This is a genomic window from Collinsella aerofaciens, assembly GCF_015670745.1.
GTDB classification, from domain to species: Bacteria; Actinomycetota; Coriobacteriia; order Coriobacteriales; family Coriobacteriaceae; genus Collinsella; species Collinsella aerofaciens_T.
Genome location: NZ_JADPCH010000015.1, coordinates 14,603 through 40,893, shown reverse-complemented (window position 1 = coordinate 40,893; position 26,291 = coordinate 14,603). Strand labels below are relative to the sequence as shown.

The 26,291-nt window shown below is 61.7% G+C and carries 27 protein-coding genes; 13 read left to right on the top strand and 14 right to left on the bottom strand.

Features of this window, described 5'->3' with window-relative positions:
• Positions 1-53: 53 nt before the first annotated feature.
• The 7 genes from I4W07_RS06600 to I4W07_RS06570 all read left to right on the top strand — a co-directional run bounded on the left by I4W07_RS06600 (position 54) and on the right by I4W07_RS06570 (position 7,549).
• A complete protein-coding gene (locus I4W07_RS06600; RefSeq protein ID WP_196026024.1) occupies positions 54-2,795 on the top strand; it encodes a PRD domain-containing protein in 2,742 nt (913 codons plus the stop codon).
• 123 nt (positions 2,796-2,918) lie between these two features.
• The gene (locus tag I4W07_RS06595) at positions 2,919-3,392 is read left to right on the top strand and encodes a PTS system mannose/fructose/N-acetylgalactosamine-transporter subunit IIB (RefSeq protein ID WP_055287016.1); all 474 of its coding nucleotides are present in this window, start codon (positions 2,919-2,921) and stop codon (positions 3,390-3,392) included.
• A gap of 9 nt (positions 3,393-3,401) precedes the next feature.
• On the top strand, positions 3,402-4,187 hold the full coding sequence (locus tag I4W07_RS06590; protein ID WP_055287014.1) for a PTS mannose/fructose/sorbose/N-acetylgalactosamine transporter subunit IIC: 786 nt from the start codon (positions 3,402-3,404) through the stop codon (positions 4,185-4,187).
• Between the two features lie 2 nt (positions 4,188-4,189).
• Positions 4,190-5,023, top strand: coding sequence for a PTS system mannose/fructose/sorbose family transporter subunit IID (locus I4W07_RS06585; protein ID WP_055287013.1), 834 nt, complete (start codon positions 4,190-4,192; stop codon positions 5,021-5,023).
• A 26-nt stretch (positions 5,024-5,049) separates the two neighbouring features.
• Positions 5,050-5,448, top strand: a complete 399-nt coding sequence (locus I4W07_RS06580; protein ID WP_055287011.1) for a PTS sugar transporter subunit IIA — start codon at positions 5,050-5,052, stop codon at positions 5,446-5,448.
• 12 nt (positions 5,449-5,460) lie between these two features.
• The gene (locus tag I4W07_RS06575) at positions 5,461-6,585 is read left to right on the top strand and encodes a glycoside hydrolase family 172 protein (RefSeq protein WP_172676343.1); all 1,125 of its coding nucleotides are present in this window, start codon (positions 5,461-5,463) and stop codon (positions 6,583-6,585) included.
• A 79-nt stretch (positions 6,586-6,664) separates the two neighbouring features.
• A complete protein-coding gene (locus I4W07_RS06570; RefSeq protein WP_230317527.1) occupies positions 6,665-7,549 on the top strand; it encodes an ROK family protein in 885 nt (294 codons plus the stop codon).
• Between the two features lie 95 nt (positions 7,550-7,644).
• Here I4W07_RS06570 and I4W07_RS06565 read toward each other — a convergent pair whose 3' ends face one another.
• From I4W07_RS06565 to I4W07_RS06555, 3 genes are all read right to left on the bottom strand, one after another.
• Positions 7,645-8,475 (bottom strand): class I SAM-dependent methyltransferase, encoded by an 831-nt coding sequence (locus I4W07_RS06565; RefSeq protein ID WP_196026023.1) that lies wholly within the window; start codon positions 8,473-8,475, stop codon positions 7,645-7,647.
• Between the two features lie 115 nt (positions 8,476-8,590).
• Positions 8,591-9,196: a class I SAM-dependent methyltransferase gene (locus I4W07_RS06560; RefSeq protein WP_196026022.1), complete on the bottom strand. Its 606-nt coding sequence runs from the start codon at positions 9,194-9,196 to the stop codon at positions 8,591-8,593.
• A complete protein-coding gene (locus I4W07_RS06555) occupies positions 9,183-9,812 on the bottom strand; it encodes a class I SAM-dependent methyltransferase (protein WP_195443717.1) in 630 nt (209 codons plus the stop codon). The genes I4W07_RS06560 and I4W07_RS06555 overlap by 14 nt, the downstream gene beginning before the upstream one ends.
• 694 nt (positions 9,813-10,506) lie before the next feature.
• On the opposite strand from I4W07_RS06555, the gene I4W07_RS06545 reads away from it, so the two are divergent.
• The 3 genes from I4W07_RS06545 to I4W07_RS06535 all read left to right on the top strand — a co-directional run bounded on the left by I4W07_RS06545 (position 10,507) and on the right by I4W07_RS06535 (position 14,223).
• Complete coding sequence (locus I4W07_RS06545) at positions 10,507-11,772, top strand: ATP-binding protein (protein ID WP_230317526.1); 1,266 nt, start codon at positions 10,507-10,509, stop codon at positions 11,770-11,772.
• A gap of 89 nt (positions 11,773-11,861) precedes the next feature.
• On the top strand, positions 11,862-13,610 hold the full coding sequence (locus I4W07_RS06540) for a DUF4365 domain-containing protein (RefSeq protein ID WP_196026021.1): 1,749 nt from the start codon (positions 11,862-11,864) through the stop codon (positions 13,608-13,610).
• A 28-nt stretch (positions 13,611-13,638) separates the two neighbouring features.
• Entirely contained in the window at positions 13,639-14,223 is a 585-nt protein-coding gene (locus I4W07_RS06535) for a hypothetical protein (RefSeq protein ID WP_196026020.1), read from the top strand.
• Positions 14,224-14,465: 242 nt separating this feature from the next.
• Here the strand turns inward: I4W07_RS06535 and I4W07_RS06530 are convergent, their stop codons facing one another.
• Entirely contained in the window at positions 14,466-15,140 is a 675-nt protein-coding gene (locus I4W07_RS06530) for a DUF3800 domain-containing protein (protein ID WP_196026019.1), read from the bottom strand.
• Between the two features lie 64 nt (positions 15,141-15,204).
• Positions 15,205-15,378, bottom strand: coding sequence for a hypothetical protein (locus I4W07_RS06525; protein WP_230317525.1), 174 nt, complete (start codon positions 15,376-15,378; stop codon positions 15,205-15,207).
• A gap of 89 nt (positions 15,379-15,467) precedes the next feature.
• On the opposite strand from I4W07_RS06525, the gene I4W07_RS09255 reads away from it, so the two are divergent.
• Positions 15,468-15,590, top strand: coding sequence for a hypothetical protein (locus tag I4W07_RS09255; protein WP_268865717.1), 123 nt, complete (start codon positions 15,468-15,470; stop codon positions 15,588-15,590).
• An 80-nt stretch (positions 15,591-15,670) separates the two neighbouring features.
• On the opposite strand, the gene I4W07_RS06520 is transcribed toward I4W07_RS09255, so the two are convergent.
• From I4W07_RS06520 to I4W07_RS06495, 6 genes are read right to left on the bottom strand one after another with little or no spacing between them, the layout of a single operon-like run.
• Positions 15,671-17,068: a sensor histidine kinase gene (locus tag I4W07_RS06520; RefSeq protein WP_196026018.1), complete on the bottom strand. Its 1,398-nt coding sequence runs from the start codon at positions 17,066-17,068 to the stop codon at positions 15,671-15,673.
• A gap of 26 nt (positions 17,069-17,094) precedes the next feature.
• Entirely contained in the window at positions 17,095-17,757 is a 663-nt protein-coding gene (locus I4W07_RS06515) for a response regulator transcription factor (protein WP_196026017.1), read from the bottom strand.
• A 44-nt stretch (positions 17,758-17,801) separates the two neighbouring features.
• Complete coding sequence (locus I4W07_RS06510) at positions 17,802-17,984, bottom strand: hypothetical protein (protein WP_196026016.1); 183 nt, start codon at positions 17,982-17,984, stop codon at positions 17,802-17,804.
• The gene (locus I4W07_RS06505) at positions 17,977-18,792 is read right to left on the bottom strand and encodes an ABC-2 family transporter permease (RefSeq protein ID WP_196026015.1); all 816 of its coding nucleotides are present in this window, start codon (positions 18,790-18,792) and stop codon (positions 17,977-17,979) included. The genes I4W07_RS06510 and I4W07_RS06505 overlap by 8 nt, the downstream gene beginning before the upstream one ends.
• On the bottom strand, positions 18,792-19,562 hold the full coding sequence (locus I4W07_RS06500) for an ABC-2 family transporter permease (protein ID WP_196026014.1): 771 nt from the start codon (positions 19,560-19,562) through the stop codon (positions 18,792-18,794). Before I4W07_RS06500 ends, I4W07_RS06505 begins: the two co-directional genes overlap by 1 nt.
• Positions 19,559-20,287, bottom strand: coding sequence for a lantibiotic protection ABC transporter ATP-binding protein (locus I4W07_RS06495; protein WP_138374932.1), 729 nt, complete (start codon positions 20,285-20,287; stop codon positions 19,559-19,561). The genes I4W07_RS06500 and I4W07_RS06495 overlap by 4 nt, the downstream gene beginning before the upstream one ends.
• Before the next feature lie 732 nt (positions 20,288-21,019).
• Between I4W07_RS06495 and I4W07_RS06490 the strand changes: the two genes are divergently transcribed.
• Positions 21,020-21,469: a hypothetical protein gene (locus I4W07_RS06490; RefSeq protein ID WP_196026013.1), complete on the top strand. Its 450-nt coding sequence runs from the start codon at positions 21,020-21,022 to the stop codon at positions 21,467-21,469.
• A gap of 208 nt (positions 21,470-21,677) precedes the next feature.
• Here the strand turns inward: I4W07_RS06490 and I4W07_RS06485 are convergent, their stop codons facing one another.
• Entirely contained in the window at positions 21,678-22,097 is a 420-nt protein-coding gene (locus I4W07_RS06485; RefSeq protein ID WP_196026012.1) for a YjdF family protein, read from the bottom strand.
• A 613-nt stretch (positions 22,098-22,710) separates the two neighbouring features.
• Between I4W07_RS06485 and I4W07_RS06480 the strand changes: the two genes are divergently transcribed.
• Positions 22,711-23,241 carry a flavodoxin family protein gene (locus tag I4W07_RS06480; RefSeq protein WP_195233028.1) on the top strand — a complete coding sequence of 177 codons (531 nt, stop codon included), beginning with the start codon at positions 22,711-22,713 and terminating at the stop codon, positions 23,239-23,241.
• Positions 23,242-23,349: 108 nt separating this feature from the next.
• On the opposite strand, the gene I4W07_RS06475 is transcribed toward I4W07_RS06480, so the two are convergent.
• Positions 23,350-23,640, bottom strand: a complete 291-nt coding sequence (locus I4W07_RS06475) for a hypothetical protein (protein ID WP_147330594.1) — start codon at positions 23,638-23,640, stop codon at positions 23,350-23,352.
• 380 nt (positions 23,641-24,020) lie between these two features.
• Positions 24,021-26,261, bottom strand: a complete 2,241-nt coding sequence (locus I4W07_RS06470) for a DNA gyrase subunit A (RefSeq protein ID WP_196026011.1) — start codon at positions 26,259-26,261, stop codon at positions 24,021-24,023.
• Positions 26,262-26,291 lie beyond the last annotated feature (30 nt).

Here is a 26,291-nt window from a genome sequence, read left to right as displayed (position 1 = left end):
CCTTCCGTTCTCTGTTCTCCCCTTATACTCCTTGTACGAGGAGGTAAGAAGTCATGGACAAGACCACACAGGACAGCTTGGCAAAGAAACCCGTCGACATGAGGGACAGGATTCTCGAGCATCTCGAGGCCCTCACCTCTGCCGTCTCGCTCGATGACCTTGTCCGTCTGTCCACCTCCGACATCGCCGAGACGCTCATCATCTCCAGGAGCCTGGCGAGCCAGTACCTCAACGACCTTGTTCGCGCCGGCCTTGTGGTTAAGGTGGCGGGCAGGCCTGTCCGTTATTTTCATCGCCGCGCGTTCCAGAAGCGTTTTCAGGTAAAGCTCTCTGCAAGCGAGTACGCCTCGCTCGCCGACCTCATCCAGGCGACGGGAATCGCCGATCACCGCGACTTCGCGCGTGCCGTGGGCTTCGACCTGAGCCTCAGCTCCGTTGTCGAGCAGTGCAAGGCTGCGGTTCAGTACCCTCCGTTCGGCCTGCCCATCCTCTTGAGCGGCGGCGTGGGTGTCGGCAAGTCTTTCCTTTCTCGTCTTGTGTACGAGTACGGCAAGAACCAGGGCTTGCTGTCCCGCGACTCCTCCTATGTGCGCATCGACTGCGCCGGGGTCCCGGACGCCGCCTCGTTCAACGGGCTTCTTGACGAGTCGATCGCGAAATCGCGCGGGGGTGTGGTTTTTGTCAACGGCATCGAGGCACTCTCTCCCTCTGCGATGGAGCACTGCCTTGCGACGGCCCTCGGGCTCGATGCCTCCCAGGATGCGCCGCGCGCTCGCCTCGTTCTTTCGACGACGCTTTCCGCCGATGACCTGAAGGTTTCCTCGGCCTACAGCAAAATGCCCATCTGTGCCCGCGTCCCCTCACTCAAGGAGCGGACCCCCGAGGAGCGCGAGGATCTCATCTTGAGCTTCCTGCGCAGCGAGGGGTGCCGAATCGGTTCTGATGTGAAGATTAGCCGCGGCGCATACCGTTGCCTCGTGAACGCGGACTTTTCCGATAACATCGCCGGCTTGCGCGCCTGCGTGACGAACTGCTGCGCCAAAGCGTTCCTCAATCGCGAGGTCGACTACGTCGTCGTTCGCCCGTATCTTCTTCCCAGCGGGCTCCTCTCCTCCGCGCAGATCGATCAACAGCCCGATGATGGCGTTCTGATCGACGCGTCCCTGGATGCCGCCGGGAGCACAGGGCCGGTCGAGCAGGCGCTCGATGCCTTGTGCTCTCTCGATGAGCGATTCTGCGCCGGGGAGCTCTCTGTCTCCGAGCTCGTCTCGCAAGCTGTCTCCGCTGTGCGCGGCGTTGAGGATCACTTGATCTTCGGCCGCGGCGTTACCTCCTCGAGGTCGCGCGCCTTCGAGCGCATCGTGGGCGCGGTCCTTGCCGACGCAGGCTCTTCTTATGGCATCGAGCTTTCGAGGAAGGTCGCTTTTCTACTGGCCCAGGAGATTTGCCTGCAGTTGTGGCCGGGCATCGGCCTGGCTAAGCGAAAGTCTGCCTGTGCGGAGCAAATCTCCCATCTCCTCGGTGCCGTGACCTCCGAATTACCGTTTGCCTCGAGCGTCTCCGATCAGGTCGCCGCAGACGTGGAAGGGGCGCTGGGAATCTCGCTCGATCACTTCACGAAGACGCTTCTGACGCTGTGCGTCGCATCGGAGTCTCGCGACGCGAAGGCCCTTCGAACGCTCTGCGTCATCTTGTCCCACGGCTACTCAACGGCGACGAGCATCGCCGACGCGGCGAACCGTATGCTCGGCATGCATGTGTACGAGGCGGTCGACATGCCCTACGACCAGCAGCTGAAGGACATCGTCGGTCCGCTCCAGCGCCTCGTCGACCGCCATTCCTACTGCACCGGGGTCGTGTTCCTCGTCGACATGGGCTCCTTGGAGGAGGCCTATAAGGCCCTCGAGAACGTTACCGACTCCACTATCGGCGTGGTGAACAACGTCTCTACCGGTCTTGCGCTCGAGATCGGGGTCGGGCTGCTCGGCGGCAAGTCCATCGCCGAGGTTCTTGGCGATGCGACCGCCGCGTGCGTGACGCACTGCAAGGTGATCGAGCGCGTCAACCGTGAGGACGCCATCGTCTTCTGCTCCGAGTCCGGGGTCGACGCCGCGGAGAGGATACGCCAGCTCGTCTCGCAGAGCCTCCCGCGCACCATAGGCGCGCGCCTGCTCACGAGGCCCTTCAAGCAGCTCGTCGCGAACGGGTCGAATGACGCCGTTTTCTCCGAGCACCGCGTCTGCGCCGTCATCGGCACGGGAGACCCCGGGGTCGCCTCCGTCCCCTTCGTCGCCCTCGAGGACATCATGTCGACGGCGTCCGCCTCTAAGGTCGATGCCGTGTTCGGCAGGTGGCTTGACGCTTCCGAGCTCTCTTCTTTCCACGAGAAGCTGCTCTCGAACATGACGCTGCAGAACGTCATCCGCTCCATCACCATCCTCGACCCGGAGCGGCTATTCCACGAGATCGAGAGCGCCGTGCACGAGCTTCAGCGCAGGACAGGCGAGAAGATCGGCAGCAACGCCATCATTGGGCTCTACGTCCACCTCTGCTGTCTCGTCGAGCGCCTTGTTACCAGAAACCCCATTGAGACCTACGTTGGTCAGGACCGCTTCGAGGAGGAGCGTGCCGATTTCATCGAGTCCTTCAGGCAGAGCTTCTCGAGCATCTCGACGCGTTATCGCGTAGAGGTTCCCGTAAGCGAGATCGCATATGTCTTCGACTACATAAGCGTGAGCGCCGCCCCGGCGCGAGAAGAGCGCCTCGGCTCCTCGGACCTCCTGCTCGACGAGTGACCTTCCCCGCGCCGCCGCAAGCTGACTGCGCGTCCTCAATAATCCGATAACCCCTTGCCCGGCGCGAATCCGGATAGCGCCGAGGCAGTACCGAACGTAAAACTTCATTTGATAGGAGCAAACATGAGTGTTGTTATGGCACGAATCGACAATCGCCTGCTTCACGGCATCATCGTGACGCAGTGGGCCCCGGTGTCGGGCGCGACCCGAGTCATGGTCATCGACGACAAGGTCGCCGGCGACGAGGTCCTGAAGTCCACTATGAGGATGGCGCGCCCCGCGGGCATGGCCGTCTCGATCATCTCCGAGCAGACCGCGCTCAAGAACTTCGCGGCGGGCAAGTACGACCGCGAGAAGGTCTTTGTCATCGCCAAGGAGCCCGAGACGATCCTTCACCTGGTCGAGTCGGGCATCGAGCTCCCGTCGCTGATCGTCGGCGGCTCGCTCGTCAAGGAGGGCGGCGTCCAGCTCACCCAGCGCGCCTATGCCTCCGCCGAGAACGTCCAGAGCTACAAGGCGCTCATCGCCCGCGGCGTCAAGGTGACGGCACAGTTCGTGCCCGCCGACAAGCCCGTCTCCGTCGCCGACCTCATCTAAGGAGGGATCATGGTCAACTTCACTATCCTTCAGGTCGTCCTTTTGACCCTGCTGGCCTTCATCAAGCACGTGGACTACTACGGCATCCCGATGATCTTCGTCAACTATGCCGTCTTCTGGGGCCTTATCACCGGCGTCGTCATGGGCGACTGGCAGACCGGCCTCGTCATCGGCGGCACCATCCAGCTCATGCAGCTCGGCGTCGCGGGCTTCGGCGGCTCGTCGATTCCCGACTACGGCACGATGGCCATCATCGCCACCGCCTACGGCGTGACCCTGGGCGCGGACACGGGCCTCGCCATCGGCCTGCCGGTCGGCATGCTCGGCATCCAGCTCGACGTCATCGTCAAGATCCTCAACGGCTTCGTCGTCGAGAAGTCCCAGAAGTTCTGCAACGAGGGTAAGTTCAATCAGATGAACGCCATCCTGTGGGTCTGCCCCGCGCTCTTCGGCCTGTGCGCCGCCCTGCCCGTCTTTGTCTCCGTGACGCTCGGCCAGCCCGCCGTCAACTGGCTCCTCGAGGTCATGCCTCAGTGGTTCCTCTCCGGCCTCACCCTCGCCGGCAAGATGCTCCCGGCCATCGGTATCGCCATGCTGCTCCGCTACATGCCCACCGGCAAGTACTTCCAGTACCTGCTCGTCGGCTTCTTCCTCTCGGCCTTCCTGAACGTGCCCATCATCGGCGCCGCCATCGTCGGCGTTGCCCTCGCGATCGCGTTCTACCAGCGTGCCGAGAGGGACACCGAGCTCGCCGCCCACGCTTCCGCAGACGCCTTCATCGGAGAGGATGAGTAACCATGGAAAACGAGAACATCACCGCCGTCGCCGAGGGCAAGCCCTCCGGCTACAAGGTCACCAAGAAGGACCTGCGCAACGCGAACTGGCGCTGGCTCATGAGCGTGTGCACCTTCAACTACCAGACCCAGCAGGGCGCCTCAGTCGCCTACGCCCTCTCGCCGGTCCTGAGGAAGATCTACACGAACGACGAGGACTATAAGCAAGCGCTCAACAACCACTTCCGCTACTACAATACCCAGCCTTGGCTCGCCGCCATCATCCTCGGCGCCTGCGTGGCCATGGAGGAACGCGACGGCCTAGCGGCGGCGGACGCCGTCCAAGACCTGAAGATCGGCACCATGGGACCGCTCGCCGGCGTCGGCGACTCCCTGCTCATGACCATGATCCCGACCATCATGGGCTCCATCGCCGCCTACATGGCCATCGAGGGCAACCCCGTGGGAGCCGGCATCTGGTTCGCGCTCATCCTGGCCATCTTCTGGGTCCGCATGCACGCCCTCGAGTTCGGCTACAAGCAGGGCGTGAAGCTCGTCACCGACTTCAGCGAGAAGCTTCCCAACCTCACTGCCGCCGCCTCCGTGCTCGGCCTCACCGTGGTCGGCTGCCTCATCGCCTCGGTCATCGGCGTCACCTGCCCGATTAGCTTCAGCTTCGGCGACGTCTCGATGGAGATTCAGCCGCTGCTCGACAAGATCCTGCCTGCCATGATCCCCGCCGCCATCACGGGAAGCGCGTATTACCTTCTTACCAAGAAGAACGCGAGCATGACGGTCCTCATCCTCGTGGTGATCGTCCTCGCGATGGTCGCCTCCGCCGCTGGCATCCTCGCTTAGCTTCGACCCAAGAGATTGGTGAATCAATGAGAAAGATAGTTGTGGCGAGCCATTCCCTTCTCGCCCAGGGCTTCAAGGACACCCTCGAGTTCCTTACGGGTAAGAGCGACGCCGTCAACGCCGTGTGCGCCTACGTGAACGACAACGGCGAGGGGCTCGACGCGGCGGTCGAGGCGGCTCTTTCGGGCACTGACGAGGTCGTCGTCCTCACCGACGCGCTCGGCGGCAGCGTGAACCAGCGCTTCTCCCGCTTCGCCTCCGACCGGATCCACGTGATCGCGGGTGTCAACCTCCCGCTCGCCATGACGGTCGCGCTCGCGCGCCCCGACGAGAAACTCGACTTCGACGCCCTCGTCGACGAGGCGCGCCAGCAGATCGTCTACGTGAACGGTGCCAGTTCCGCCGAGTGCGAAGACGACGAATAGAGGAGGTCGACGATGAGAGAGTTCCTTAAGGACGTGTGGATGCACGGCGGTGAGGAAAGCCGCGCCATCACCCCCGAGAACATCACGGGCGAGAAGGGCCGTGCCGCCATGTCGGCCAGCCACCTCGGCGTCGGCCGCAAGGGCTCGTGCTGCGTGCCCCTTGAGTCCGGCGAGACCATCACGCTCGCGGACATCGAGGGCCCCGGCATCATCCGCCACATCTGGATGACCGTCCCCGACAAGACCGCCGCCGGCAGCTTCGTCATGCGCGACCTCGTGCTGCGCTTCTACTGGGACGACGAGGAGACCCCCTCGGTCGAGTGCCCTGTCGGCGACTTCTTCTGCAACGGCTTCGGTGAGCGCGCCATCGTCAACTCGATGCCCATCTGCGTGAACCCGACGGGCGGCATGAACTGCTACTTCGAGATGCCTTTCAGGAAGCACGCCAAGGTCACGCTTACGAGCGAGCACCCCGGGTTCATTAAGTACATCTTCTACACGTTCAACTACGCGCTCACCGACGTGCCGGACGACGCCATGTACTTCCACGCCCGTTTTAACCGCGAGCGCAGCACCCGCAGGGGCGTCGACTACACCGTGCTCGACGGCGTGCGCGGTAAGGGCTACTACGTCGGCACCTACATGGCCCTGTGCGCCCTGGAGCGCTATTGGTGGGGCGAGGGCGAGATGAAGTTCTTCCTCGACGGCGACGAGGAGTTCCCCACGGTCACCTCGACGGGAGCCGAGGACTACTTCGGCGGTGCCTGGGCCTTCCTCGACAGGCCGCCCCACGCGCTGCCCGAGGCGCAGTGCTTCAACACGCTGTTCGCCGGCTACCCGTACCGCTCGACGCGCGACGCCACGCGCGACCGCTTCAGCGCGGGCAAGCCGAACCCGAACCCGATGCTCGCGACCAACGACGACGCGCTGCCCAGGCATGGCCTCTACAGGTGGCACCTTCCCGACCCGATCTCGTTCAAGGAGGACCTGCGCGTGACGTTCCAGGACCTCGGCAACGACGACATCAAGCTCTACGAGCGCGAGGACGACATCTCCACCGTCGCCTACTGGTACCAAAGCGAGCCGCACGCCGTGCTCGCCCCGTTTGCCGCAAGGCAGGACCGCGTGCCCAGGTAGGGTCGCCTCGAAACAAGCCAACGTTATGGGCGCCCGCGGTTGACCATGACTGCGGGCGTCCCTTTGTAAGGAGGATCACATGAGCGAAAAGCAAATGAGGCTCGGCGCCCTCGAGGCCGGCGGGACCAAGATGGTCTGTGCCGTGGTGTCCGGCGACGGCGAGGTCCTCGACCGTATGGAGACCCCGACGCTTATGCCCGCCGAGACCGTCCCACAAATGGTCGAGTGGTTCACCGCCCGTGATGTGAACGCGTTGGGCATCGGCGCCTTCGGCCCGACCTGCGTCGACCCCAACGATGAGCGCTACGGTTCCATCCTTCAGACGCCCAAGCTCGCGTGGCGAGGCTATGGTCTTCGCGCCGCGTTCGCCGACGCCCTCGGGATTCCGGTGGCCTACGACACGGACGTGAACGTTGCCTGCCTCGGCGAAGTAGTCTTCGGCTGCTGCAAGGGGCTCGAGGACGCCGTCTACGTGACCATCGGCACCGGCGTGGGCGCGGGCGTCATGTGCGCGGGCAGGCTCCTTCACGGCATGCTGCACCCCGAGGCCGGCCACATGCTGGTAAGGACCCGTCCCACCGAGGAGGGACGCTGCGTCTGCCCGAGCCACGCGAGCTGTCTCGAGGGCCTCGCCTCCGGCCCCGCCATCGCCGCGCGCTGGGGAAAGCCCGCGGCCGAGCTCGCGGACAACGCTGAGGTGTGGGCGCTCGAGGGGGATTATCTGGGGCAGATGTGCGCGAACCTCGTGCTCATGTACTCGCCTCGCCGTATCGTCCTCGGCGGCGGCGTGATGCACCAGGAGCAGCTCTACGGCATCGTCCGCAAGAAGACCCTCGAATATCTGGGTGGCTACATCCAGACCGCCGAGCTTAAGGACATAGAGAGCTACATCTGCGCCCCGGGCTGCGGCGGCGACCAAGGAATCCTTGGCGCGGCCGAGCTGGCAAGAAGGGCGCTCGCGTAACTTGCGCTCTCTCCGCCATACAACGCGTTAAGAAAAGACGAGCGCTTCTTGCCAATTGGGCGGCAAGAAGTGCTCGTCTTTTGCATTTTTGCCTCTCAAAATCTTATTTTCACGATTTGCATTTTCATCCCGTTGTCACCGACCCTTGCGAGAAACCGGAAAAAGCCGCTGACGGAAGGGTCTCTCAAATCGTTGTAACCCAGCATATAGCCGCGACTTGTGACCTGCAGACGGCTGTCCCACGCGCCGATTTCCTTGGCGGCATCCGAAACCGCAAAATATGCCCCAACATCCTTGATTTTTGCAGTCTTAAGCCATGTTTTTGCGATCATCTTTACTGCCGTCCGATTGGCAGCATCAAAGATCAGCACACCGCCGGGGAAAGCGTCCGCCATCTCCCGCACCAGTTCCCGGACCTGCTGGGTCAGAAAGTAATAGAACACCCCGGAGGCAAAGAACACCGCCCCGCCGGAGGCATCGATTTTGCCAAACCATGCGGTGTCTTTCAGATCGCAGGGGATATTTTGTTCTCGATCCTCGGCGGGCAGCAGCTGCTGCCGCAAGGCAATCACATCCGGGAAGTCCAGATTGTAGATCTTGCATCTACCGTTGTCGCAGGTTCTGCCGGTGTTGTCCAGCCCGCAGCCCAGATTGACCACCGCCGCATTGGGGTGGCCTTTCAGGTAATCCCGCACCTCGAAAGCAAGATCACTCTGCCGTGTGGCCACCTCCAGCGCACCAAAGCGCTGCATCAGGCTGCGGGAATTTTTCTCTACCTCTGAAAAGTCGTAGTCGATTTGGTCGAGCAAGCGAACCGCTGTTTCATCCCTATAAAGGTTCGGGTACAGCTCCGTACACAGCTTCCGGGAATACAGCGGGAGGATCAGCGTCTCCTGAACGGTGTTTTTCTCAATTTTACATTTCATAGGTTTCTTCCTCAGTGAATAAAAACTGTCATAAGTGCCGCCAGCACAGCCGCTATGACCGTCATGCCTATCGCCATGTGCAGGATGGATGCAAAAATGCCCGTGCTTGATACCCTTACTTCCGCGCCGTGACGCAGAGCCACCTTATCTTTTTGCGTATCTGCACCTCGTGAAAACCCGCCTGCTCCAGACACGCCTTTAATTCAATGTCCTTGTAGATGGTCATGCCGCCGATGATTTGCGTCCACCTTTCGTCCTTGTCCGTATCGCCATTGCTCTCGTTGCAGATAAGAATTGTTCCGCCCGGCTTCAGCGTCCGCCGGACCTCACGGAAGCATCGGGGCAAATCGGGCCAAAAGTAGACGGTCTCAAAGGCCGTGACTGCATCGAAACAGCTATCCTCAAATGCCATATCCGCCACACTGCCTTGCAGAACGGCGCAACGCCCCTCCTGAATTGCAGTTCGGTTGAGCTTTCTAGTCTTCTCCACGCTGACGGGCGAATAGTCGATGCCCTTGACGACGCCATGCGGGCATTTTTTCAGCAGCCGTTTTATGTTCGCCCCGCCGCCGCAGCCGCAATCCAGCACCTTGGCATTTGGCGCAAGTCGTAGAAATCGAAGTCCCCACCGCGCCACAGGGCTGTGCCCCAGATTCATCATGGCAACCATAAGTTTTCCGCCGAGGCCCACGGGCTTGCGGGTGTTTTCAAAGAACGACATCTGGTCCCTCCGATTTCGTGCATTCCGCATAGGTCAACGGGAACGAAGCCTTCAGCACCGCGCTTTTCTGCACCGCCCAGCCGTTTTGACGCAGGAAACACAGGTATTCCTCGCTTGTCCACCTGCTGTGGAGGGGGAATCCTGCCATACTCATGAAAAAGGCTTTTACCTTGCCGGAAACCGAGTTTCCCGCGTGGGTGAAGGTTGGCGCGATGAGCACGCCGTCGTCCTTCAGCACCCGCCTGATTTCTTGCAGGGCCTTTTCTGGATGCGGCACTATGTGAAGCGCGTTGGACGCGATCACCACTTCGAAGGACTTCTGTGCATAGGGCAGGCGGAACATATCTTGTACGGAAAAGTGCAGCTTTGCGGATTGATTGTCCCGCTTTGCTTCAAGGATCATCTGTGCAGAAGCGTCTGTAGCCTCGATGTGTGCCGCCGCATTCACGATGCTCTTTGCGATAAGCCCCGTGCCGGTGGCAACCTCCAGTACGGTTTTTGCTTTCACTACCGGCCTGATCAGTCCATACATCTTCTCATACGCCGCCCGGTCGTTTCGCATGAAACGGTCGTATCGACCGGCATTCTTGTCCCAGAAGCCCTTGCGTTCGTGCATGGCTATCGCCCCCAAACAGTTAGAGCCATCTAACTATAACACACGAATCATACAGTAAAATAAGGCTAACCTTATTTCTTGGCTAAGATGCATCTCTTCGGTTTTCGCTTATAACGGCGCGAGTCAGATACTAGGCTGGAGCTGAAGAAGGAGCTTGGCGGACAGGTAGGTCGATACCGGTTCCCGGAACGGTGATCCAGCCAATTTCACCAGGGCTCTAGTCATTGAGTGGGAGTAGAACAGACGTTCGATTCTATGCTATAGTGTTTGCCAATGGGCGCGGCATCTTCCGAATCCGCGCCCATTGCTATACGGGCCTTACGATGACGAGCTGACGATCATAGGCGCCATGCGTGCATTTGCGGCGGAACGGGGATATGCGCCCGACTTCTCCGAATCCCGCCTCTGTCACGAGATTTACCTCTCCGACCCGCGCAAGTACGCGCCGGAGAAGCTCAAGACCGTGATTCGCCATCCCATCAAGCCGATTTAGCGAAACGAGCGCCGCCGTGCGGTCCGGCTTTTGGGGTTTATCAATTGGTAGTCCGCGTCGATCGAGCAAGCTGCCCTGCCTCCCGGCAGGTGCGTAATCCCCTTGGTCGATCCGTCTCGAGGTGCGCTCTTTGCTCATCTTGTGGCGTGGAGTTACGATACTCCTAAAAGTGTAACCAGATTCGAGTTTTAGGAGCAGCTTTTGAAGGGTGGCAGACTCAGGAACCGCGATAGATACCTCGAGGAGGCGATGCTCTTCCGTGACACCGACCTCATCAAGGTGATCACGGGCGTGCGCAGGTGCGGCAAGTCGAGCCTTCTCGATCTAATTAGGATGGCCGTCGAGTCTGAAGGAGTCGCTGGCCGCGGCTTTGTGAGCGTCAACCTGGAAAGCAAGGGTACGGGCATCAAGACGGAGGACCAGCTTTATGATTACGTTCGCGGGCGCCTGTCGGACAAGGGTCGCACCTACGTTTTCATAGACGAGCCCCAGAGAATCGATGGCTGGCAGGATGCGGTCAACGCAATGAGGATCGACTTCGATTGCGACATCTACCTCACGGGCTCGAATGCGTATCTTCTCTCGAGCGAGCTGGCCACCTATCTCTCCGGGCGCTACGTAGAGGTAAAGATGCTGCCCCTGTCCTTCTCCGAGTTCGCCGACTTCTGCGGAATCGAGTTCGTATCGGGAACTTCGGTGGCTCTCACTCCCGAGGGGGATCCCGTTCTCTTCGACGACATGCTTACTCGTTACCTTGAGTACGGGGGCATGCCAGCCATCGCATCCCTCTCGACGACCCAGGCGCAGCACTCGGCGTACATGTCCGGCGTCTACGAAGCCATCGCCGTGCGTGATATTGTCAACCGTGAGCGCGGGAAGGGCAAAAGTGCGGTGACTGACTCTTCCCTGCTGCGCCATGTGGCCGAATTCCTGGCGGACAACATCGGCAACGAGTGCTCGTCGAGTCGAATCGCCGGCGCGTTAACTTCTGCGGGGCCGAAGACCACGAACAAGACCGTTTCCTCGTATGTGGGTGCGCTTGAGGAGGCCTTCCTGTTCTATCGTGCCACGCGTTACGATTTGCACGGCAAGGCGCTCCTCAAGACGAACCCAAAGGAGTACATCGTCGACACCGGCTTCAGGACCTGGATGGCCGGCTATAGGGTCACGGATACTGGCCGTCTGTTCGAGAACGCCGTGTATCTCCAGCTGCTCTACGAAGGATGGAGCGTGCATGTGGGCAAGCTCTATGGCAAGGAAGTCGACTTCGTTGCGACGAAGGACGGGCGCGTGCTCTACGTGCAGGCGACTGACGAGATGTTCGCAAGCGAGACCAGGGAGCGAGAGATCGCCCCTCTGAAGTCGATACGAGACAACCACGAGAAGATCGTGGTCGTGAGGCAGGGTTCCTACGACACGGATATCGACGGCATCCGCATCGTGAGCGCGAGAGACTTTTTCCTCTAGGGCCATGCGATTCATCGCGAGGCAGTTAGGTCAAGTGAGAAACATGCCTGACATCGGTTTGCTGACGATCTAGAACAGTAAGGAGAAGCTTGGACAATCGCAAAATCGAGCAGAACGCGGTCAATGCTGTCAAGCAGGCTTTCGGCGATGTCGCTTGCGTCTATGCGTATATAGATGAGAACGACAAGACCGAATGCACCGACGGGCACCTGCAAGTCTACTCGTCTTCTTCCTTCACGATTGAGACCGTTGAAGGCCAGTTGCCGCTTCAGGTCAAGGGGACCACTTCGAAAAGAAAATCGGACCGACCTAAGCGGCAAGTTCGAGTTTCAGACCTCAAGCACTATCTCAACATTGCTGGAGGCTGCATCTATTTTTACGTCTACTGTGGGAGCGAGGCTCGTTCAGCGGAGGTTTTCTACAGACTTTTGCTTCCCTATGACCTAAAGAAGATTCTGGCCGATATTCCGGAGCAACAAGAGCGCATCTCTTTGCGTTTCGACCGGCTTCCATCAGACGCGGCGGAATTGACGCGGCTTGTCAGAAGGGCGGTCAAGGACAGAGCAAAGCAGCGAGCAGTCGCTGGCATCGCCCCCAAGACAATCGAGGAATTTAAGGACGACGGCCTTTGCTTTGATGAGTGCGAGTTTGGAATCGAGCTGCTCGAGGGCGAGTCGCCCGCAAGCTTGGCTCCATACAGGAACGGGCTGTATATCTACGGGAAGAGCCCCTGGGGAGAGCTGTATCCCTTGAATAAGCTTGAAAACATAGTTGGCGTCGCGATTGGGTCTCGGCATGACGTCAGCTCTGGTGATGTTTCCCTAAATGCGGTGGTCATGGCCGGAGAAAATGAGAATGGCGAGCACGTTTTCTTCAGGGGTTTCGACATATGCCTCTCCACCAACACAATCACCCTCAGCGAGACCGGAACCCTTGTCGAGCGCATGGAAGAGTTGGCCCTCATGCGCGCATTGATGCAAACCGGTACGCTTTCCATAGACGGAAGCGGCTTTGCTCGCGGGTGCAAGTTGAGCGGAGGCGACCTCGACGCCCTTGAGAGTCGATTACAGTCGCTGGAGATTATCAAGCGGGTTGTCGACGCTCTTCATTACAAGCCAGAGCTCGATATCAGCGCGTTGACCACTCAGGATTTAAGAAACATCGAGACAATTTACAAGGGATTGGTTGAGAACGCACCCCTCCACTACAAGGATCGCCAAAACGGATTCGGATATATCAATCTGGGGAACCATCCGATTAAGCTCGTGTTTTACCAAGTATCTGAAGATATGTACCGAATGGTCGATGGGCTTCGACTGGATGACCTGACGGTCTCGGTGTTCTTCCGGGGCGAGGGGGATGCCCCCGTAGTCGTCGCGCCTCTGTTCGTCCAAACGATGCAGGACTATATGAGGCTTGCCAATATCGATGCCGAGGTGTTTGCCGCTACGTTGAAGCAGTATCCAGTCACCGAAGTTAGCTCTGCCTACGTCAACGACAAGATGCTTGAAATGCTATCAGCCTACGATCAAGATGCGTGCTGTAAGGAAGAGTTGCTGAAATGCTGCGAGATGACCGTAGACGCCCTGGAAGCTTTTGCGGATCGAGAGGCAACCCTGATAAATCGATATCAAATTGCCGCTCGAAAGCGAGATCTTACTAGCGAGGAGAAATCTGAGTTAATGGCAATCCAGCTGAATTCAGATAGTGCGCTGTCGAAAGCATGCGCAGCAGCCTTGCGCGGAGACTCGGACATGGCCTCTGCGCTCAGAGCGTCACTTGACGAAGAGGCACGAACGACGCTCGGCTCATGGCCGATCGGCCGTTTCTTCGCATAAGACCGCATAGACTTTTTGAGGCATCGAAATGAAGCTACTCGTCGAATCGATTAGAAATGCGGTTGAGAAAGACTGCCTTATCCCAGCCCTTATGTCTTCCCTTACCATTCCCGACGCCATGGGGCAGCTTCTTTATCCCAATCTCGTCCTTCATAACGGGAAAAGAGCGGCGGGGCGGCAGTATGTGAAGTGGTTTGATGACTGGGCGGCAAACGACTTCCTGTTTTCGGGAGACCCCTCGAACGAAGGTGAAACGATTCCAGGTCAAATCTTTAATGGGAAGATGTGCTGGAAGCTCCGGTGCTCCCTGTTGCATTCAGGCGACTACGATGTGTCGGTCGATGCTCCCGAGAAAGACGAGAGCTTCGACTACGACTACAAGTTCGAGCTTGTCCTCCACGGGTGTAACGCCCTCTGCTCTTCCTGGCCGTCGCCCAAGAGCGGGATGCGTGCGACTAAGAGCGTGACGTTCCGCGTTGATGCGGCGTCGCTCGCGAGCTCGATGTGCAACGCCGCGGAGGCCTGTCTTAAAGAAACGGGCGAAACGGTCAGTTACCCCAATCTGGAGTTATTCGACGTGGCTGCATGGGCGGATAGATTCAATACTCGCTGAGCCATCTCGTCAAACTCCTTGTGTGCTAAACGTTGGTGTTGGCGCCCCGGAAAAGGGGTGTGGCCAGCGCCTAGAATCTTCAGCTACCACGCTGAGACGATAGGAGATGACCACATGGACACTATGGCGCACGAGGCGCCCGCGACGCCGTTGCTTGCGTTTCGCTATCGCTGCTCGAAGCGTGTCGCTTGGGGCCCTAGCCGGAGGAGAGACGACCGCTCCCCGCGAGACTGCGGAACCACCTATATCCGCTTGCTGCGGGCTTGCTTGAACCAGTTCCTCTTGAAAGAACCTATACCTCCGAAGAACTTGTTGTACGTCTCACCGTTCTCCTTGGCCTCGTACTTGACCAAGGCAAGTTCGATGGTGCAGAGGTAATCCGCCACTTGCTCGAGGCGGTAATCGGTCATCGAGGTCTTGCGGCGTCGGACGACCCCTTTTGAGAGGACCTTGCCCACCGAGCGGTCAAGCGCCTGTTTGACAATGTCCTGACCGTTGTCGTAGTAAACCTTCACATCGTCGAAGGATTGAAAGAAGCCCAGGTGTTCAATCATGGCAGAGGAGATATCGCGCCCCATACGTTCCATTAGCCTTGCCGGGTCTTCGAACTGGCTGCGGTGGTAGACGAACGTGATGTAGGAAATGGGAAGTTTGCGGACGAACGAGGAGAAACGGGCGAGCATAACCTTGCGCTGCTCGATGTCAAGAAACTCATAGTCCTTGTGCCCGTTCATGAGAGGCTCGGAGTGAAACGGAATGTTAGGGAGATCGGCCCTGACAAGCTTGGCCTCATAGCCCGTGACCGCCTCGGCGATGCTGCCTGCATGGTCGTGAAAGGCGAGTACGAGCGGGTAGTAGCGAGCTTTGCCGCCGCGGTCGCCGCTCTCGTCGACGAAGATGCTGAGCTCCTTGGCCAATGGGGACTCCTAATGGAATGGATAAAAAAATAGCCGGGGGACTCCCCCGGCACTTGGAGGTAGCTTAATGAGCCACCAACAACCTTATAGCATGCTCTGACGGTAAGATCAAGGGGGGGGCGAGCCGGTACATGGCGTCGCGGCTGATGCGCGGCATCGCGCACGCCTCGTCGGCGCCGAATATCGCGTTGGTCGATGCGATGAGCCTCACCTGGCTCCTGTTAATGCTCTTGGTCATGGTCGTCCTCGAGCTCCTTTCGTCTCGAGGCTCCCTCGCGTGCCCGGCCGCGGGCGGCTCCCGGGGCGGTCGCGGCCGTCATTTGCGACGTGCTTGAGGCGGAGGCATCCGATCAGGCCGGCCTTGCGTCCTGGGTCGCCAACATCCGTGCAGCGGCGGACGAGATGGCGACTCGCATCGCCGACATGCTCATGCATATGGGCGGCGACTAGCCAGGGCGATCCCTGCAACGGGCATTATTATCCGGGAAGCGTTTGATTGCGAGCCACGCCGGTGTGCGGGGCCTGAGTCGTCATGCCCCGCACAGGGGGACCGCGATGGTGGCCACCGCGCCGCCCGAGGGACTGTTGGCGAGCGAGACGGAGCCCCCGTGGGCGCTCGCGGCCTCGGAGGCGGCATGGAGGCCGAGCCCGTAGTGGCGGCCTCCGTCGCGCGAGGAGCGGGAGGAGTCGTCTGTGAAGAGGCGCTCGCAGCCGCGTTCGAGGGCGGCGGGAGAGAAGCCCGGTCCGTCGTCGGCCACCTCGATGACGAGGTGGCCGCCCTCGACGTCGCAGGAGACCGCCACGCGCGAGCGCGCGTGCTCGGCGGCGTTGGCCACGAGGTTCGCGGCGGCTCGCGCCAGGGCGGTTCGGTCGAGCGGGGCCTCGGGCGCGCCCGCGACAGCAGGGCCCGTGGCCGCGTCGAGCGTCACGCCTCGCGCCCGGGCGATCTGGGCGGCCTCGGCGAGGACCTGCTCGCAGAGCTTGGCCGGCCGCATGGGGGCCCTCTCCGCCCCGCCGGACCCGCGCGAGGCCTCGATGAGCAGGCGCACGTAGCCGTCGAGCCTTTCGACACTGCCGGCTATGTCGCGCGCGGCGGCCGCGAGGTCGGCGTCTTTCTCGTCTTCCAGCTCCTCCGCCACGAAGTCGGCGTTGGCGCGCAGCACGGTGAGCGGCGTCTTGAGGTCGTGGGCGAGCGACGCCATCTGCTCGCGCTGCCCCCGCTCCGCGGCCCAGCGGGCCTCGAGCGACTCGGCGAGGGAGGCCCGCATGGCGTCCATCGCTGCGAGGACGTCGTTCACCTCGCGCACGTTGGTGCTGCCGACCGCGAAGTCGAGCTCCCCCGCGCCGACGCGCCCCGCCGCCTCCGCGAGCGGCGCCATCTTGCGCGAGATCACGCGGCTCGCACGGCGCGCCACGAGCGCGAGCGCGAGCGCGCTTCCCGCAGCGGCGCCGACGAGCATGAGGTTCTGCGGGTTGGGAAGCAGGCCGGCGAGGTCGCGCGAGACCCACTGCGGTAGGTACTCGCTGACGAGTGCGCAGGCCCCGCCGCCCTTGAGCGGGAACGCGGCGTAGGTGAGGCCCGAGCCCCCGCCCTCGATCTCCACTGTGCCCGGATCCGCGGCGAGTGCCGCACAGGCCATTTCCGTCGCGTCCTCGAGCCGCGTGCCCTCGAGGTCTGTCATCAGCACGTATCCGTCCTTATTCAGGATGAGGTAGCGGTACGCCGTCGGCACGTCCTGCTGTCCGCAGACGCCGTCGCGTGCCAGTCCCTCCGCGACCTCGCGCGCATTGGCCGGCCCCCAGCTTGCCTCGTAGACGAAGCCCGCGTTGATCGCCGCGGAGAGCGCCATGAACGAGGCGAGCCACGCCGTGGCGACCGCCGCGAACGCGTAGGCGAAATAGCGCGCGATGACGAAGGAGAGCGGCATGCCCCCGCGACCTCGCGCCCCGGTCCTCAGAGCTGCCACTTGTACCCCATCCCCCAGACGGTCGCGATCGGGTCGGCGCCGGCCTCGGAGAGTTTCCTCCGGGCGCGGCTGACCTGCATGGATATGGCCGCGTCGTCGGCGTCGCTCTCCCAGCCGAGCACCGCCTCGCGGATCTGCGCGCGGCTCATGACCTGCCCGGGGTGGCGGGCGAGGTACTCGCAGATGGCGTACTCGGTGGGCGTGAGCGGCACGGCCTCGCCACCCACGGCGAGGCCGTGCGCCCCGAGGTCGATCCGCACCTCCCCGAAGGAGAGGGCGTGCGAGCGCGGCCGGCGCTCACGGCGTAGATGGGCCGCGACCTTGGCACGCAGCTCCGCGGCTCCGAAGGGCTTGCGGACGTAGTCGTCGGCGCCCAGGCCGTAGCCGGCCACGGCGTCCTCCTCGGCCACGCGCGCGGTCAGGAAGACGATGGGCCCGTCGAAGTCTGGGCGGATCTGCCGCACGAGCTCGAAGCCGTCGAGCCCCGGCATCATGACGTCGCAGAGCACGAGGTCGAAGCGCGAGAGGTCCATCCCCGGGACCGCCGTCGGGTCCGCTGCCTTGACGACCTCATGGCCGTCGCGGCCGAGGACGCGCGCGATCGCGTCGAGGATCGCCCGCTCGTCATCCACTGCCAGTATTCTCGCCATGTTCGACCTCCTGAAACTTCCGTTGCATTGTACTTGCGCCGCACTCAGCGGTCCAGAGCCCCGCGCGCAGCCGCGGGCGCCCACATGGCGATCTCAGGGTTGGGCAGCACGCGGTCGGCGATTGAGCGCAGCGCCGACCCCCAGCCGGCGTCGAGCAGGGCATTCCCGCCCAGGACGAGCGCTGCGAAGAGGAGGGCGAGCACGGCGGCGAGCGGACTCCTACGCATCTGCCCTCCCGTCCTCGAAGCGGCAGAACCAGGCGATAAGGACGGCGGCGGTTGCCAGGGTGAGCACGAGGCCAGCGATCGCAGTCGTGAGGAGAGGGGCCGCCGCGCGTGCGGCGTCGATGAAGGCCTCCACCCCGAGCGACCCCAGGCGCGCGGGCCAGGCGAGCGGCACCCAGCTCAGGGGCGTCGCCAGGGCACCGGTGAGCTCGCCGGTCATGAGGCCGTGCGCAAGTCCGCCCACTGAGAAGAACGCGAGGAGCATCCCCGCCGCGCCGGCGCCGATGGCGGCGTTGCGGCCGAGGCGCAGGGCCACGCCGAGCCCCAGCGCGTAGAGGGGCAGGCTGCCCAGCACGATGCCCGCCCAGGCGGCCGCAAGCGGAGCGGGCCCGAGCGGCAGGCGCCCGGCGACGGCGAGCACGGCCCCGAACACGCCGAGCGCCACGGCCAGCGCGCCCGCGCCGAGCGCCGTAAGGGCGAGCAGCTTCGCCGCGACGGCGCGCCCGCGCGAGGGGACCGCCGTGAGGTTGGCGAGGCGCCCGGCAGCGCGCTCCTCGTCCACGGCGAGCCCGCAGACGATGGCGGACATGAGCGGCATGAGGGCGCCGAGGAACTGGGCGTAGGCGTCCGCGCCCAGCGCCGGGTCCCATCGGGTTATGGAGAAGTACTCGCCGCAGGCAAGACCGGCTGCCAGGCCGCAGACGAGGTGCACCACTGCGAGCGGGGAGCGCGCCAGGCGCAGGGCCTCGGAGAGCAGGGCCCGCGAGAGAGTCATGCGTGGCGTCGGGTCGGAGAGTCGTGTCACGGTCATCACCTCTCCTCGGAGCGCGCGAACCAGGCCGCGCCCGCCGCCGTGAGCGCGGCGAACGCGAGCGCGCAGACCGCAAGGCCTGCCAGTGTGAGCATGCCGTCCGCCGCGAGCGCCCCGCCGAGCGCCATGTCCGCCGCGAGTGGCTCGCCGCTCGGCAGCACGGGGATGAAGCTCGTGGGGATGACCATGCTCGCCGACGGCGGAAAGAGCTGCGGCAGCGGCATCAGCGACCAGGCGAACCCACCCATGAGCTGCACGGCGAGCGGGCAGAAGATGCCCGCGAGCATGCCGAGCCGCGCCGTGAGGAAGAGCCCTGCGGGGATCATCCACGCCGCGGTCACCGTGTTGGCGAGCGCGCAGAGGAGCATCGTGAGCGTGCCCGTGGCCGTGAGGCCCTGCGAGGAGAACGCCGAGCCCGCGAGGTAGATGCCGAAGACCACGAGGTTCGAGAGCGTGCAAAGCGCGAGGCACCAGAGCGCCTTGGCCCACCAGGCGCGCCCGAGCGGGAAGCCCAGGCCTAGAAGCCCCCGCATCCGCGTGCGCGCGTCCGCCCGCGCGACGCAAGCCGCCACGAGCGAGAGAGCCACGGGCAGGAAGAGCGCGTACCAGTAGTTCCACGCGCTGAAGATCTGCACGCCCCGGTAGGGCATCGCGCCGAGCAACGGCATCGGCAGCGCCATGAGCACGGCCAGGCGAACCGGTGCCGCGTGGCGCGACTTCAGGGCCTCGGCGCGCAGGCCCGCGAGCAGGCCGCCTTTCTCGCCCGTCATGCCGCCACCTCCCCGCGCGCTCGTCGCCCCTCCCGGCAGACGCTCATGAAGAGTTCCTCGAGGTCCTGCCCGGGTCGAAGCGCATCCTCGTAGGCGAGGCGCCCCCCGTAGATGATGCCGATGGTGTCCGCCATCTGCTGTACCTCGGAGAGGATGTGGCTCGAGACGATCACCGTCGTGCCCGCCGCCGCGAAGCCGCGGATCTGGTCGCGCAGCTCCTCGATGCCGATGGGGTCGAGGCCGTTGGTGGGCTCGTCGAGCACGAGCAGGCGTGGCCGGGCGATCAGCGCCAGCGCGAGCCCCAGGCGCTGCCGCATGCCCATTGAGAAGCGCCCGGCGCGCTTCTTCCCGGTGTCCGCGAGGTCCACGGCGGCGAGCACCTCATCTATGCGGCTCTCGGGAAGGCCCAGCAGCGTGGTGCGCACGCGCAGGTTCTCGCGCGCGGTGAGGTTGGGGTAGAGCGGCGCCTCCTCGATGAGGCTGCCGATTGCGTAGAGGTCCTCGCGGCGCCAGGCGTGCCCGGCAAAGAGGATCTCCCCGGCCGTCGGCCGCAGCATCCCGCAGATCATCTTGAGCGTTGTCGACTTGCCGGCGCCGTTGGGGCCGAGCAGCCCGTACACCTCGCCCTCGCGGATATGAAGGCTCACGTCGGCCACGGCGTCCTGCGCCTGGTCGCCGCGGCCGAAGCGCTTGGTGAGCCCACGCGTCTCGAGCATGTAACCCATGGGTTTATCCTTTCTCTTCCGGGCGCGCGGGCCGAGCCACCGTGCCCGCGCGCCTTACCTTTCGGGTTCACCATCCATGATGGGGCGCGTTTCTAACGAAGCCGTAACGGCCGTTGGGCTCTTTTGGCGCCAGCCCTTCATGACCTGTACGCCACTCATGGTATGTTTATCGTGATAATAAGGACGGAGGTGCCCGTGGCACGCAATAAGTACCCGGAGGAGACGGTCGAGAAGTTTTTCGACGTTGCCGAGCGGCGCTTCGTGGAGCGCGGCTACGAGCACACCACGATGATCCGACGAGCAATACGCTAAACCGAAAAAGATAATCGAAGCCGCGCCTGTGGACTTATCGAGGGTCGAGATTCCCGCCCCATCCATCGGCACCTAGCAGAAGGTCGTCGACATCTTCGACCGCTTCGACACCCTAACGAAATCGCTCACCGACGGTAGGATAAACCCCATGAATATATGAATTGACCTGCTGACTCCAATGAAGATTGGAGGGTAACTGCCAGGGGTGACGGCCCAGCGAGTGTTATTTTGCGAGCTAGGCGCATCGAAAGCGACCTTTCGTGGTATAAACTACTTGCCGGAAGCCGCGGCTTTCAGAGTACGGCTTACGTGTACGTTTAACCTCCGTGGGCGACGGGGTGCCGCAAGGCGTAGAATATCGCCCACCTGTAGGGGCCTGCAGCGATGCGGGCCCCGCTTCGTATGAAGGGGGCGCAACCGATGAAGATCGTATCCATCTCCCAGGACTTCTTCGACCTCGTCGATGGCGACCGTGAGCTCATGCTTAAGCACAATCGCCCCTGCATCGTGGTGGTGAGGCTGCGTTTCCGCGGAAAGCGCAGGGACTTCGCCGTGCCGCTGCGTTCCAACATCGCCCCTAACGTGCCCAAAGACCAGTACTTTGCGTTGCCACCCCGCCCCACGACGCGCCCCGGCTGCCGCCACGGCATCCACTACATCAAGATGTTCCCCATAACCAAGGCCTACCAGCGCCGCTTCAGGACCGAGGGCTCGGCCTACTACGAGACGCTCCAGCGCATCATCGATGGCAACACCAAACGCATTGTCTCCGAGTGCCAGGCGTACCTTGACCTCTATGAGCGCGAGGGAAGGCCCCGCTTTGCCGTCGACATCGATCGCATCGTGGGCCTGCTGGAAGGCGAGAAGTAGGGCACCTCGGCTCAGTCTCGAGCCATGCGGAGTCGCTTCGCATTTTTGAACGCCGCGTGTGCGTCCCAAATACTTGAGAAACAAGCTGTGAAGTGCGGTGGCGCGCCCGTGCCCGTGCATAGCCGTCACCATCAGCGTCTACGCGGCGTCGGCTTCAAGTGGAACTGGCGCCGCTGCTGTATATGGTTTGCCTTGCTGCAAATGGCGATCAATGCCCACGATGCTTCTGCTTGCGCTTCAGCTTTCGCTGCTCGAAGCGCACCTCCGTCTCGTCCGCGCGACGCTGGCTTCTTGCTTGAGCCGACTCCCGCTTCATTGCTTCCCGCTGTGCCGCGAGCGCCTGTTGTGCTTTGGTGCTCACTGCCGGCCGCTTAAGGGCTTTCGCCGCCTCACGGGCGCGCCGCTTGGGGTTCTTCGCGGGCTTGTTTGTTTCAATGGCCTTGTCGCCGAAGAACGAGAGCTTCTCCCATTCGCTTGTAACGAATCGCAGGATCTCCTCATCGGACGGCTCCGCGCCGAAGACGATGCGGGCGACGCCGTACTTTCCGCCCTCGACGTGCTCCGCCAGCCCGACCCAGAATTGACCGTCGTGATATACGGTCAGGGTGGACGACACGCTGATCTGCATGGCTGGTTCCTCCTTTATGTAGATGACCATGCAGAGAAGGGACAACCAAGGAGGCAGGTTACTGATGCGGACTCCCGCACGCCCACGACTACCCGACGGGGACTGTGTTTTCATCTCTGATGCCCGCATTGTAGCACGCGCGGATGCGCCCTTCATCGCTGCCGACATGACGTGGCTGGGATTCGTTCCTCGACACATCCTTTTGTATATTGCCTTCCCGGTTTCGAAACTTTAAATCAATTCGAGTTTCGAAACCGGGAAGGAGAGCGTATGTGAGAGGCGATATGAGCATCAACTTGATGCTTGAGGGGGAGCTCGCGTCGCTTCTGCCCATCGGGGACGTGTTCCCGAAGGTCCTCATCTCCCGCATAGGGCATGAGACCTGTACCCGGGAAGGCGTACTCGTGCTGGACCTCGCGCGGTGCTGCTCGGTGAGCAGGGGTTCTGAACACTGCGTAGGGATATAGCGCGACAGGGGGGTGCAGCACCGTTTGCGCCTTGTCTAGAGAACACGAACAAGTGATGTGGCCTGCAGACGACTGAATAGCTCCATCCGTTTTGGTTACAACAAAATGTGTGCCGCGCGCCTGCGGCATGAGGGAGGGAGATTTCTATGAATATCGTTGTATTGAGTGGTAGCCCGCGCAGGGGCGCCAATACCGACACCATGGTCGAGGCGTTTGCCGAGACCGCGCGTGAGGGCGGCAATACGGTCGAGGTCGTCCGTGTTGCCAGCAAGAAAATCGGTGGTTGCCTGGGGTGTCAGTATTGCTTCGCCCACGAGGGCACTTGCGTGCAGAAGGATGACATGGTCGACGTGATCGAGTCGCTGAAAGGCGCCGATATGGTTGTCTTCGCTTCGCCTATCTACTGGTTTGATATCACTGCGCAGGAGAAGGCCGCCATCGACCGCCTGTACGCCTTCGGTGCTACAGGCTTCCCGTTCACCAAGACGGCCCTTTTGCTCGATAGCCACAGCGAGGGCGTCTATGATGCGGCGATTGCTATGTACAGGGCCACATGCGCGTACTGCAAGTGGGAGGACCAGGGCATTGTCACCATCAGCGGCATGACCGAGCGCGACAGCATGGCATCGTCGCCCAAGTTGGAAGGGGTGCGAGAGCTCGCCCGCAAGCTCGCCTAAGGACAAGAGGGGCGCATGGCAATCAGCACTAGCGGAAATGCTTGCTGCCCTTACCAGGAGGAATGCTGATTGCCATGCAACGATGCTCCCGCGGACAATTCCGGTGTGCTAAAACGCCTTCTCGTTCAAGAATTCTCTGAACGCGGGGATGTCGAAGCCGACGAGGCCACGCCCACGTTCCCCGATAACGCCGTCCTCGAGGAGGCGGCGTTTGTATTGGCTTGCGTAGTTGCTGGCGACGCCCATGCGTTTGGCTATCTCCGAGATCCTGCTGGGGCCAGAATCGGGCAGCATCGCGAGCAAAAACTCAATGTCTTTATCGGAAAGCTCTCGATAGGTCGTTTCGAGAGAAGCCCGATGCCATGCTTCTCGAGTTGCCTGAAGATGCCATTCATGCACGTGCGCCAGTTGCCCTGGGCTTCTTGAACATATGTCCAATCGATGCCCACTGGACCAATTTGAACGCCGTTCATGCGCGCGTGAGACTGTGAAAGGTAGCTATCTGCCGCTTCTTTGGTTCGCTCGATAATATCTTCGAGCATGCCTGGCATGGCGGAGCCATTTGCTGTACTCCATGGTGGCTCCTTTGCAAGTTTTGCTAATTTTTGCAACTTTTGCTAACTTTTGCGAGTTTTGCTAACGGCTTAGGACGGTGCGGGAAGCCCCCGTATCGTCGACATTTCCGAGGATGACCTCCGCAACGAGCGGGGCCCGGGGCGCGATATTGCTGCGCTCCGGGCCCCGCTGCTTTGTAAAACCATGGCGGTTCTGCCGTCGTCCTAATCAAACAAACTCGGCATGTCGTTTTCTTTCATGAGGGCACCGGCTGAGGGGAGGCTCTGCGCGGTGAACTTCTCGGCCGAGACGCCGGCGCCAAGGATCTCTTCGGTTGTGCCGACGGTGGTGACCGAGCGGCCCTTCTTGGCGGTAAAGGCCTGGACGCCCTGCGTGTTGGTAGTCGTCTTGGTCTTGAGCAACGACGTGTTGAAGTTCATCAAACGATAGTCGCTCGAGACCAGTGCGATGTCGCGGTCTTCCTTGAGCACCTGGGCATACAGCAGCTTGCTGCCGCCGTAGATAGCGTTCTTGAGGCGCTTGCGGTTGGTCTTGGTGACGTATCCAGAAAGTGCGACACGCACCACGCGGCCGTTCTCAAAGACAAACAGCACGTCGGCCTTATAGTCCTCGGGGTCGATGACCCAGATGACGCTCTCGTCGGGTTCCATCTCAAGATCGGTCGGCAGGTACGAGCCCAGCTGGGCCGACTTGGTATCCTCAAACGCCGCGACTTTGCATTTGTACACCTGGCTCTTGTTGGTAAAGACCAGCAGCTCGTGGGTGTTGGAGGACGGGAACTCGATAAAGGGTTTGTCGCCATCCTTGTACTTGAGCGTGGTGGCCTTCTTGAGCACGCGGTCCGTCATCTTTTTAAGGTAACCCTCGCGCGAGAGCATGATGGTAACCGGGTACTCCTCGACCTCGGGCTCCAGGCTTACCTCGATGACCTCGTGGGGCTCGATCCTGCCCGTGCGGCGCGGCATCACGTACTTCTTGTTGACTGCGGCCAGCTCGTCGCTGATGACCTTCTTGATGTTCTCCTCGCTGGAGAGGGTCTCCTCAAGCTCGGCAATCTCGCCCTCAAGCTTGGCAATGTCCTTGGTGCGGTTGAGGATGTATTCCTCGTTGATATTGCGGAGCTTAAGCTCGGCAACAAACTCGGCCTGGGTCTCGTCGATGTCGAAACCCTTCATAAGGTTGGGCACGACCTCGGCTTCGAGCTTGGTGCCACGGATGATGGCGATAGCCTTGTCGATGTCGAGCAAGATCGCCTCGAGGCCGTGCAGCAGGTGCAGGCGCTCGGACTTTTTGCCCAGGTCAAAGTTAATGCGGCGACGCGTGGACTCAATACGCCACTTGACCCACTCGTGCAAGATCTGGCGCACGCCCATAACGCGAGGATAACCATCGACGAGCACGTTGAAGTTGCATGAGAACGAATCCTGCAGCGTGGTCGAGCGATAGAGCTTGGCCATGAGCTTGTCGGGGTCGACGCCGCGCTTAAGGTCGATGGCGATGCGCAGGCCCGAGAGGTCGGTCTCGTCGCGGATGTCAGCGATCTCCTTGACCTTGCCCTCTTTGGAGAGCTTGACGATGCGCTCGATGATGACATCGGTCTTGGTGGTGTAGGGGATCTCGTAGACCTCGATGATGCGCTCTTCGGGAATCCAGCGCCAGCGGGAGCGGATCTGGAAGCTGCCAAGGCCGGTCTCGATAATCTTTTCCATCTCCTCGCGGCGGTAGATGATCTCGCCGCCGGTCGAGAAGTCGGGCGTGGGCATATACTCAAGCAGGTCGCAGTCGGGATCCTTGAGGTAGTGCATCGTGGCGGTGCAGACCTCGTTGAGGTTGAAGCCACAGATGTCAGAAGCCATGGCGACGCCGATGCCCTTATTGGCCGAGACGAGGATGTTGGGGAACGTGGTGGGCAGCAGGCGCGGTTCCTTCATGGCGCCGTCGTAGCTGTCGACGAAGTCGACCGGGTCCTTGTCGATGTCCTTGAAGATCTCGGCGCTGATGGGGGAGAGCTTGGCCTCGGTATAACGCGAGGCGGCGTAGCTCAGATCGCTCGAATAGTACTTGCCAAAGTTGCCCTTCGACTCAACGAACGGCGCGAGCAACGCCTCGTTGCCGGTGGCCAGACGTACCATCGTCTCGTAGATCGCGGCGTCGCCGTGTGGGTTGAGCTTCATGGTCTGGCCCACGATGTTGGCGCTCTTCTGGCGCTCGCCCTTGAGCAGACCCATCTTGTACATGGTGTAGAGCAGCTTGCGGTGCGAGGGCTTAAAGCCGTCAATCTCGGGGAACGCACGCGAGACATTGACGCTCATGGCGTAGGGCATGTAGTTGACCTCGAGCGTCTGCGTGATCGGCTGGTCGGTGACCTCGGAGTGCAGGCCGATGACGTTCTCGGCGTTGACCTGCTTTTTCTTTGGCTGGTTCTTCGTCTTTTTCTTTGCCACGATTTCCTCTTGAACTTCTTATGGGCCGTC

What these genes read in the sequence shown, in the direction of transcription:
- I4W07_RS06600 (WP_196026024.1), top strand. Translation starts at nt 54, where the DNA reads ATGGACAAGACCACACAGGACAGCTTGGCAAAGAAACCCGTCGACATG.
- I4W07_RS06595 (WP_055287016.1), top strand. Translation starts at nt 2,919, where the DNA reads ATGAGTGTTGTTATGGCACGAATCGACAATCGCCTGCTTCACGGCATC.
- I4W07_RS06590 (WP_055287014.1), top strand. Translation starts at nt 3,402, where the DNA reads ATGGTCAACTTCACTATCCTTCAGGTCGTCCTTTTGACCCTGCTGGCC.
- I4W07_RS06585 (WP_055287013.1), top strand. Translation starts at nt 4,190, where the DNA reads ATGGAAAACGAGAACATCACCGCCGTCGCCGAGGGCAAGCCCTCCGGC.
- I4W07_RS06580 (WP_055287011.1), top strand. Translation starts at nt 5,050, where the DNA reads ATGAGAAAGATAGTTGTGGCGAGCCATTCCCTTCTCGCCCAGGGCTTC.
- I4W07_RS06575 (WP_172676343.1), top strand. Translation starts at nt 5,461, where the DNA reads ATGAGAGAGTTCCTTAAGGACGTGTGGATGCACGGCGGTGAGGAAAGC.
- I4W07_RS06570 (WP_230317527.1), top strand. Translation starts at nt 6,665, where the DNA reads ATGAGCGAAAAGCAAATGAGGCTCGGCGCCCTCGAGGCCGGCGGGACC.
- I4W07_RS06565 (WP_196026023.1), bottom strand. Translation starts at nt 8,475, where the DNA reads ATGAAATGTAAAATTGAGAAAAACACCGTTCAGGAGACGCTGATCCTC.
- I4W07_RS06560 (WP_196026022.1), bottom strand. Translation starts at nt 9,196, where the DNA reads ATGTCGTTCTTTGAAAACACCCGCAAGCCCGTGGGCCTCGGCGGAAAA.
- I4W07_RS06555 (WP_195443717.1), bottom strand. Translation starts at nt 9,812, where the DNA reads ATGCACGAACGCAAGGGCTTCTGGGACAAGAATGCCGGTCGATACGAC.
- I4W07_RS06535 (WP_196026020.1), top strand. Translation starts at nt 13,639, where the DNA reads ATGAAGCTACTCGTCGAATCGATTAGAAATGCGGTTGAGAAAGACTGC.
- I4W07_RS06525 (WP_230317525.1), bottom strand. Translation starts at nt 15,378, where the DNA reads ATGACCAAGAGCATTAACAGGAGCCAGGTGAGGCTCATCGCATCGACC.
- I4W07_RS06520 (WP_196026018.1), bottom strand. Translation starts at nt 17,068, where the DNA reads ATGCCGCTCTCCTTCGTCATCGCGCGCTATTTCGCCTACGCGTTCGCG.
- I4W07_RS06515 (WP_196026017.1), bottom strand. Translation starts at nt 17,757, where the DNA reads ATGGCGAGAATACTGGCAGTGGATGACGAGCGGGCGATCCTCGACGCG.
- I4W07_RS06510 (WP_196026016.1), bottom strand. Translation starts at nt 17,984, where the DNA reads ATGCGTAGGAGTCCGCTCGCCGCCGTGCTCGCCCTCCTCTTCGCAGCG.
- I4W07_RS06505 (WP_196026015.1), bottom strand. Translation starts at nt 18,792, where the DNA reads ATGACCGTGACACGACTCTCCGACCCGACGCCACGCATGACTCTCTCG.
- I4W07_RS06500 (WP_196026014.1), bottom strand. Translation starts at nt 19,562, where the DNA reads ATGACGGGCGAGAAAGGCGGCCTGCTCGCGGGCCTGCGCGCCGAGGCC.
- I4W07_RS06495 (WP_138374932.1), bottom strand. Translation starts at nt 20,287, where the DNA reads ATGGGTTACATGCTCGAGACGCGTGGGCTCACCAAGCGCTTCGGCCGC.
- I4W07_RS06490 (WP_196026013.1), top strand. Translation starts at nt 21,020, where the DNA reads ATGAAGATCGTATCCATCTCCCAGGACTTCTTCGACCTCGTCGATGGC.
- I4W07_RS06485 (WP_196026012.1), bottom strand. Translation starts at nt 22,097, where the DNA reads ATGCAGATCAGCGTGTCGTCCACCCTGACCGTATATCACGACGGTCAA.
- I4W07_RS06480 (WP_195233028.1), top strand. Translation starts at nt 22,711, where the DNA reads ATGAATATCGTTGTATTGAGTGGTAGCCCGCGCAGGGGCGCCAATACC.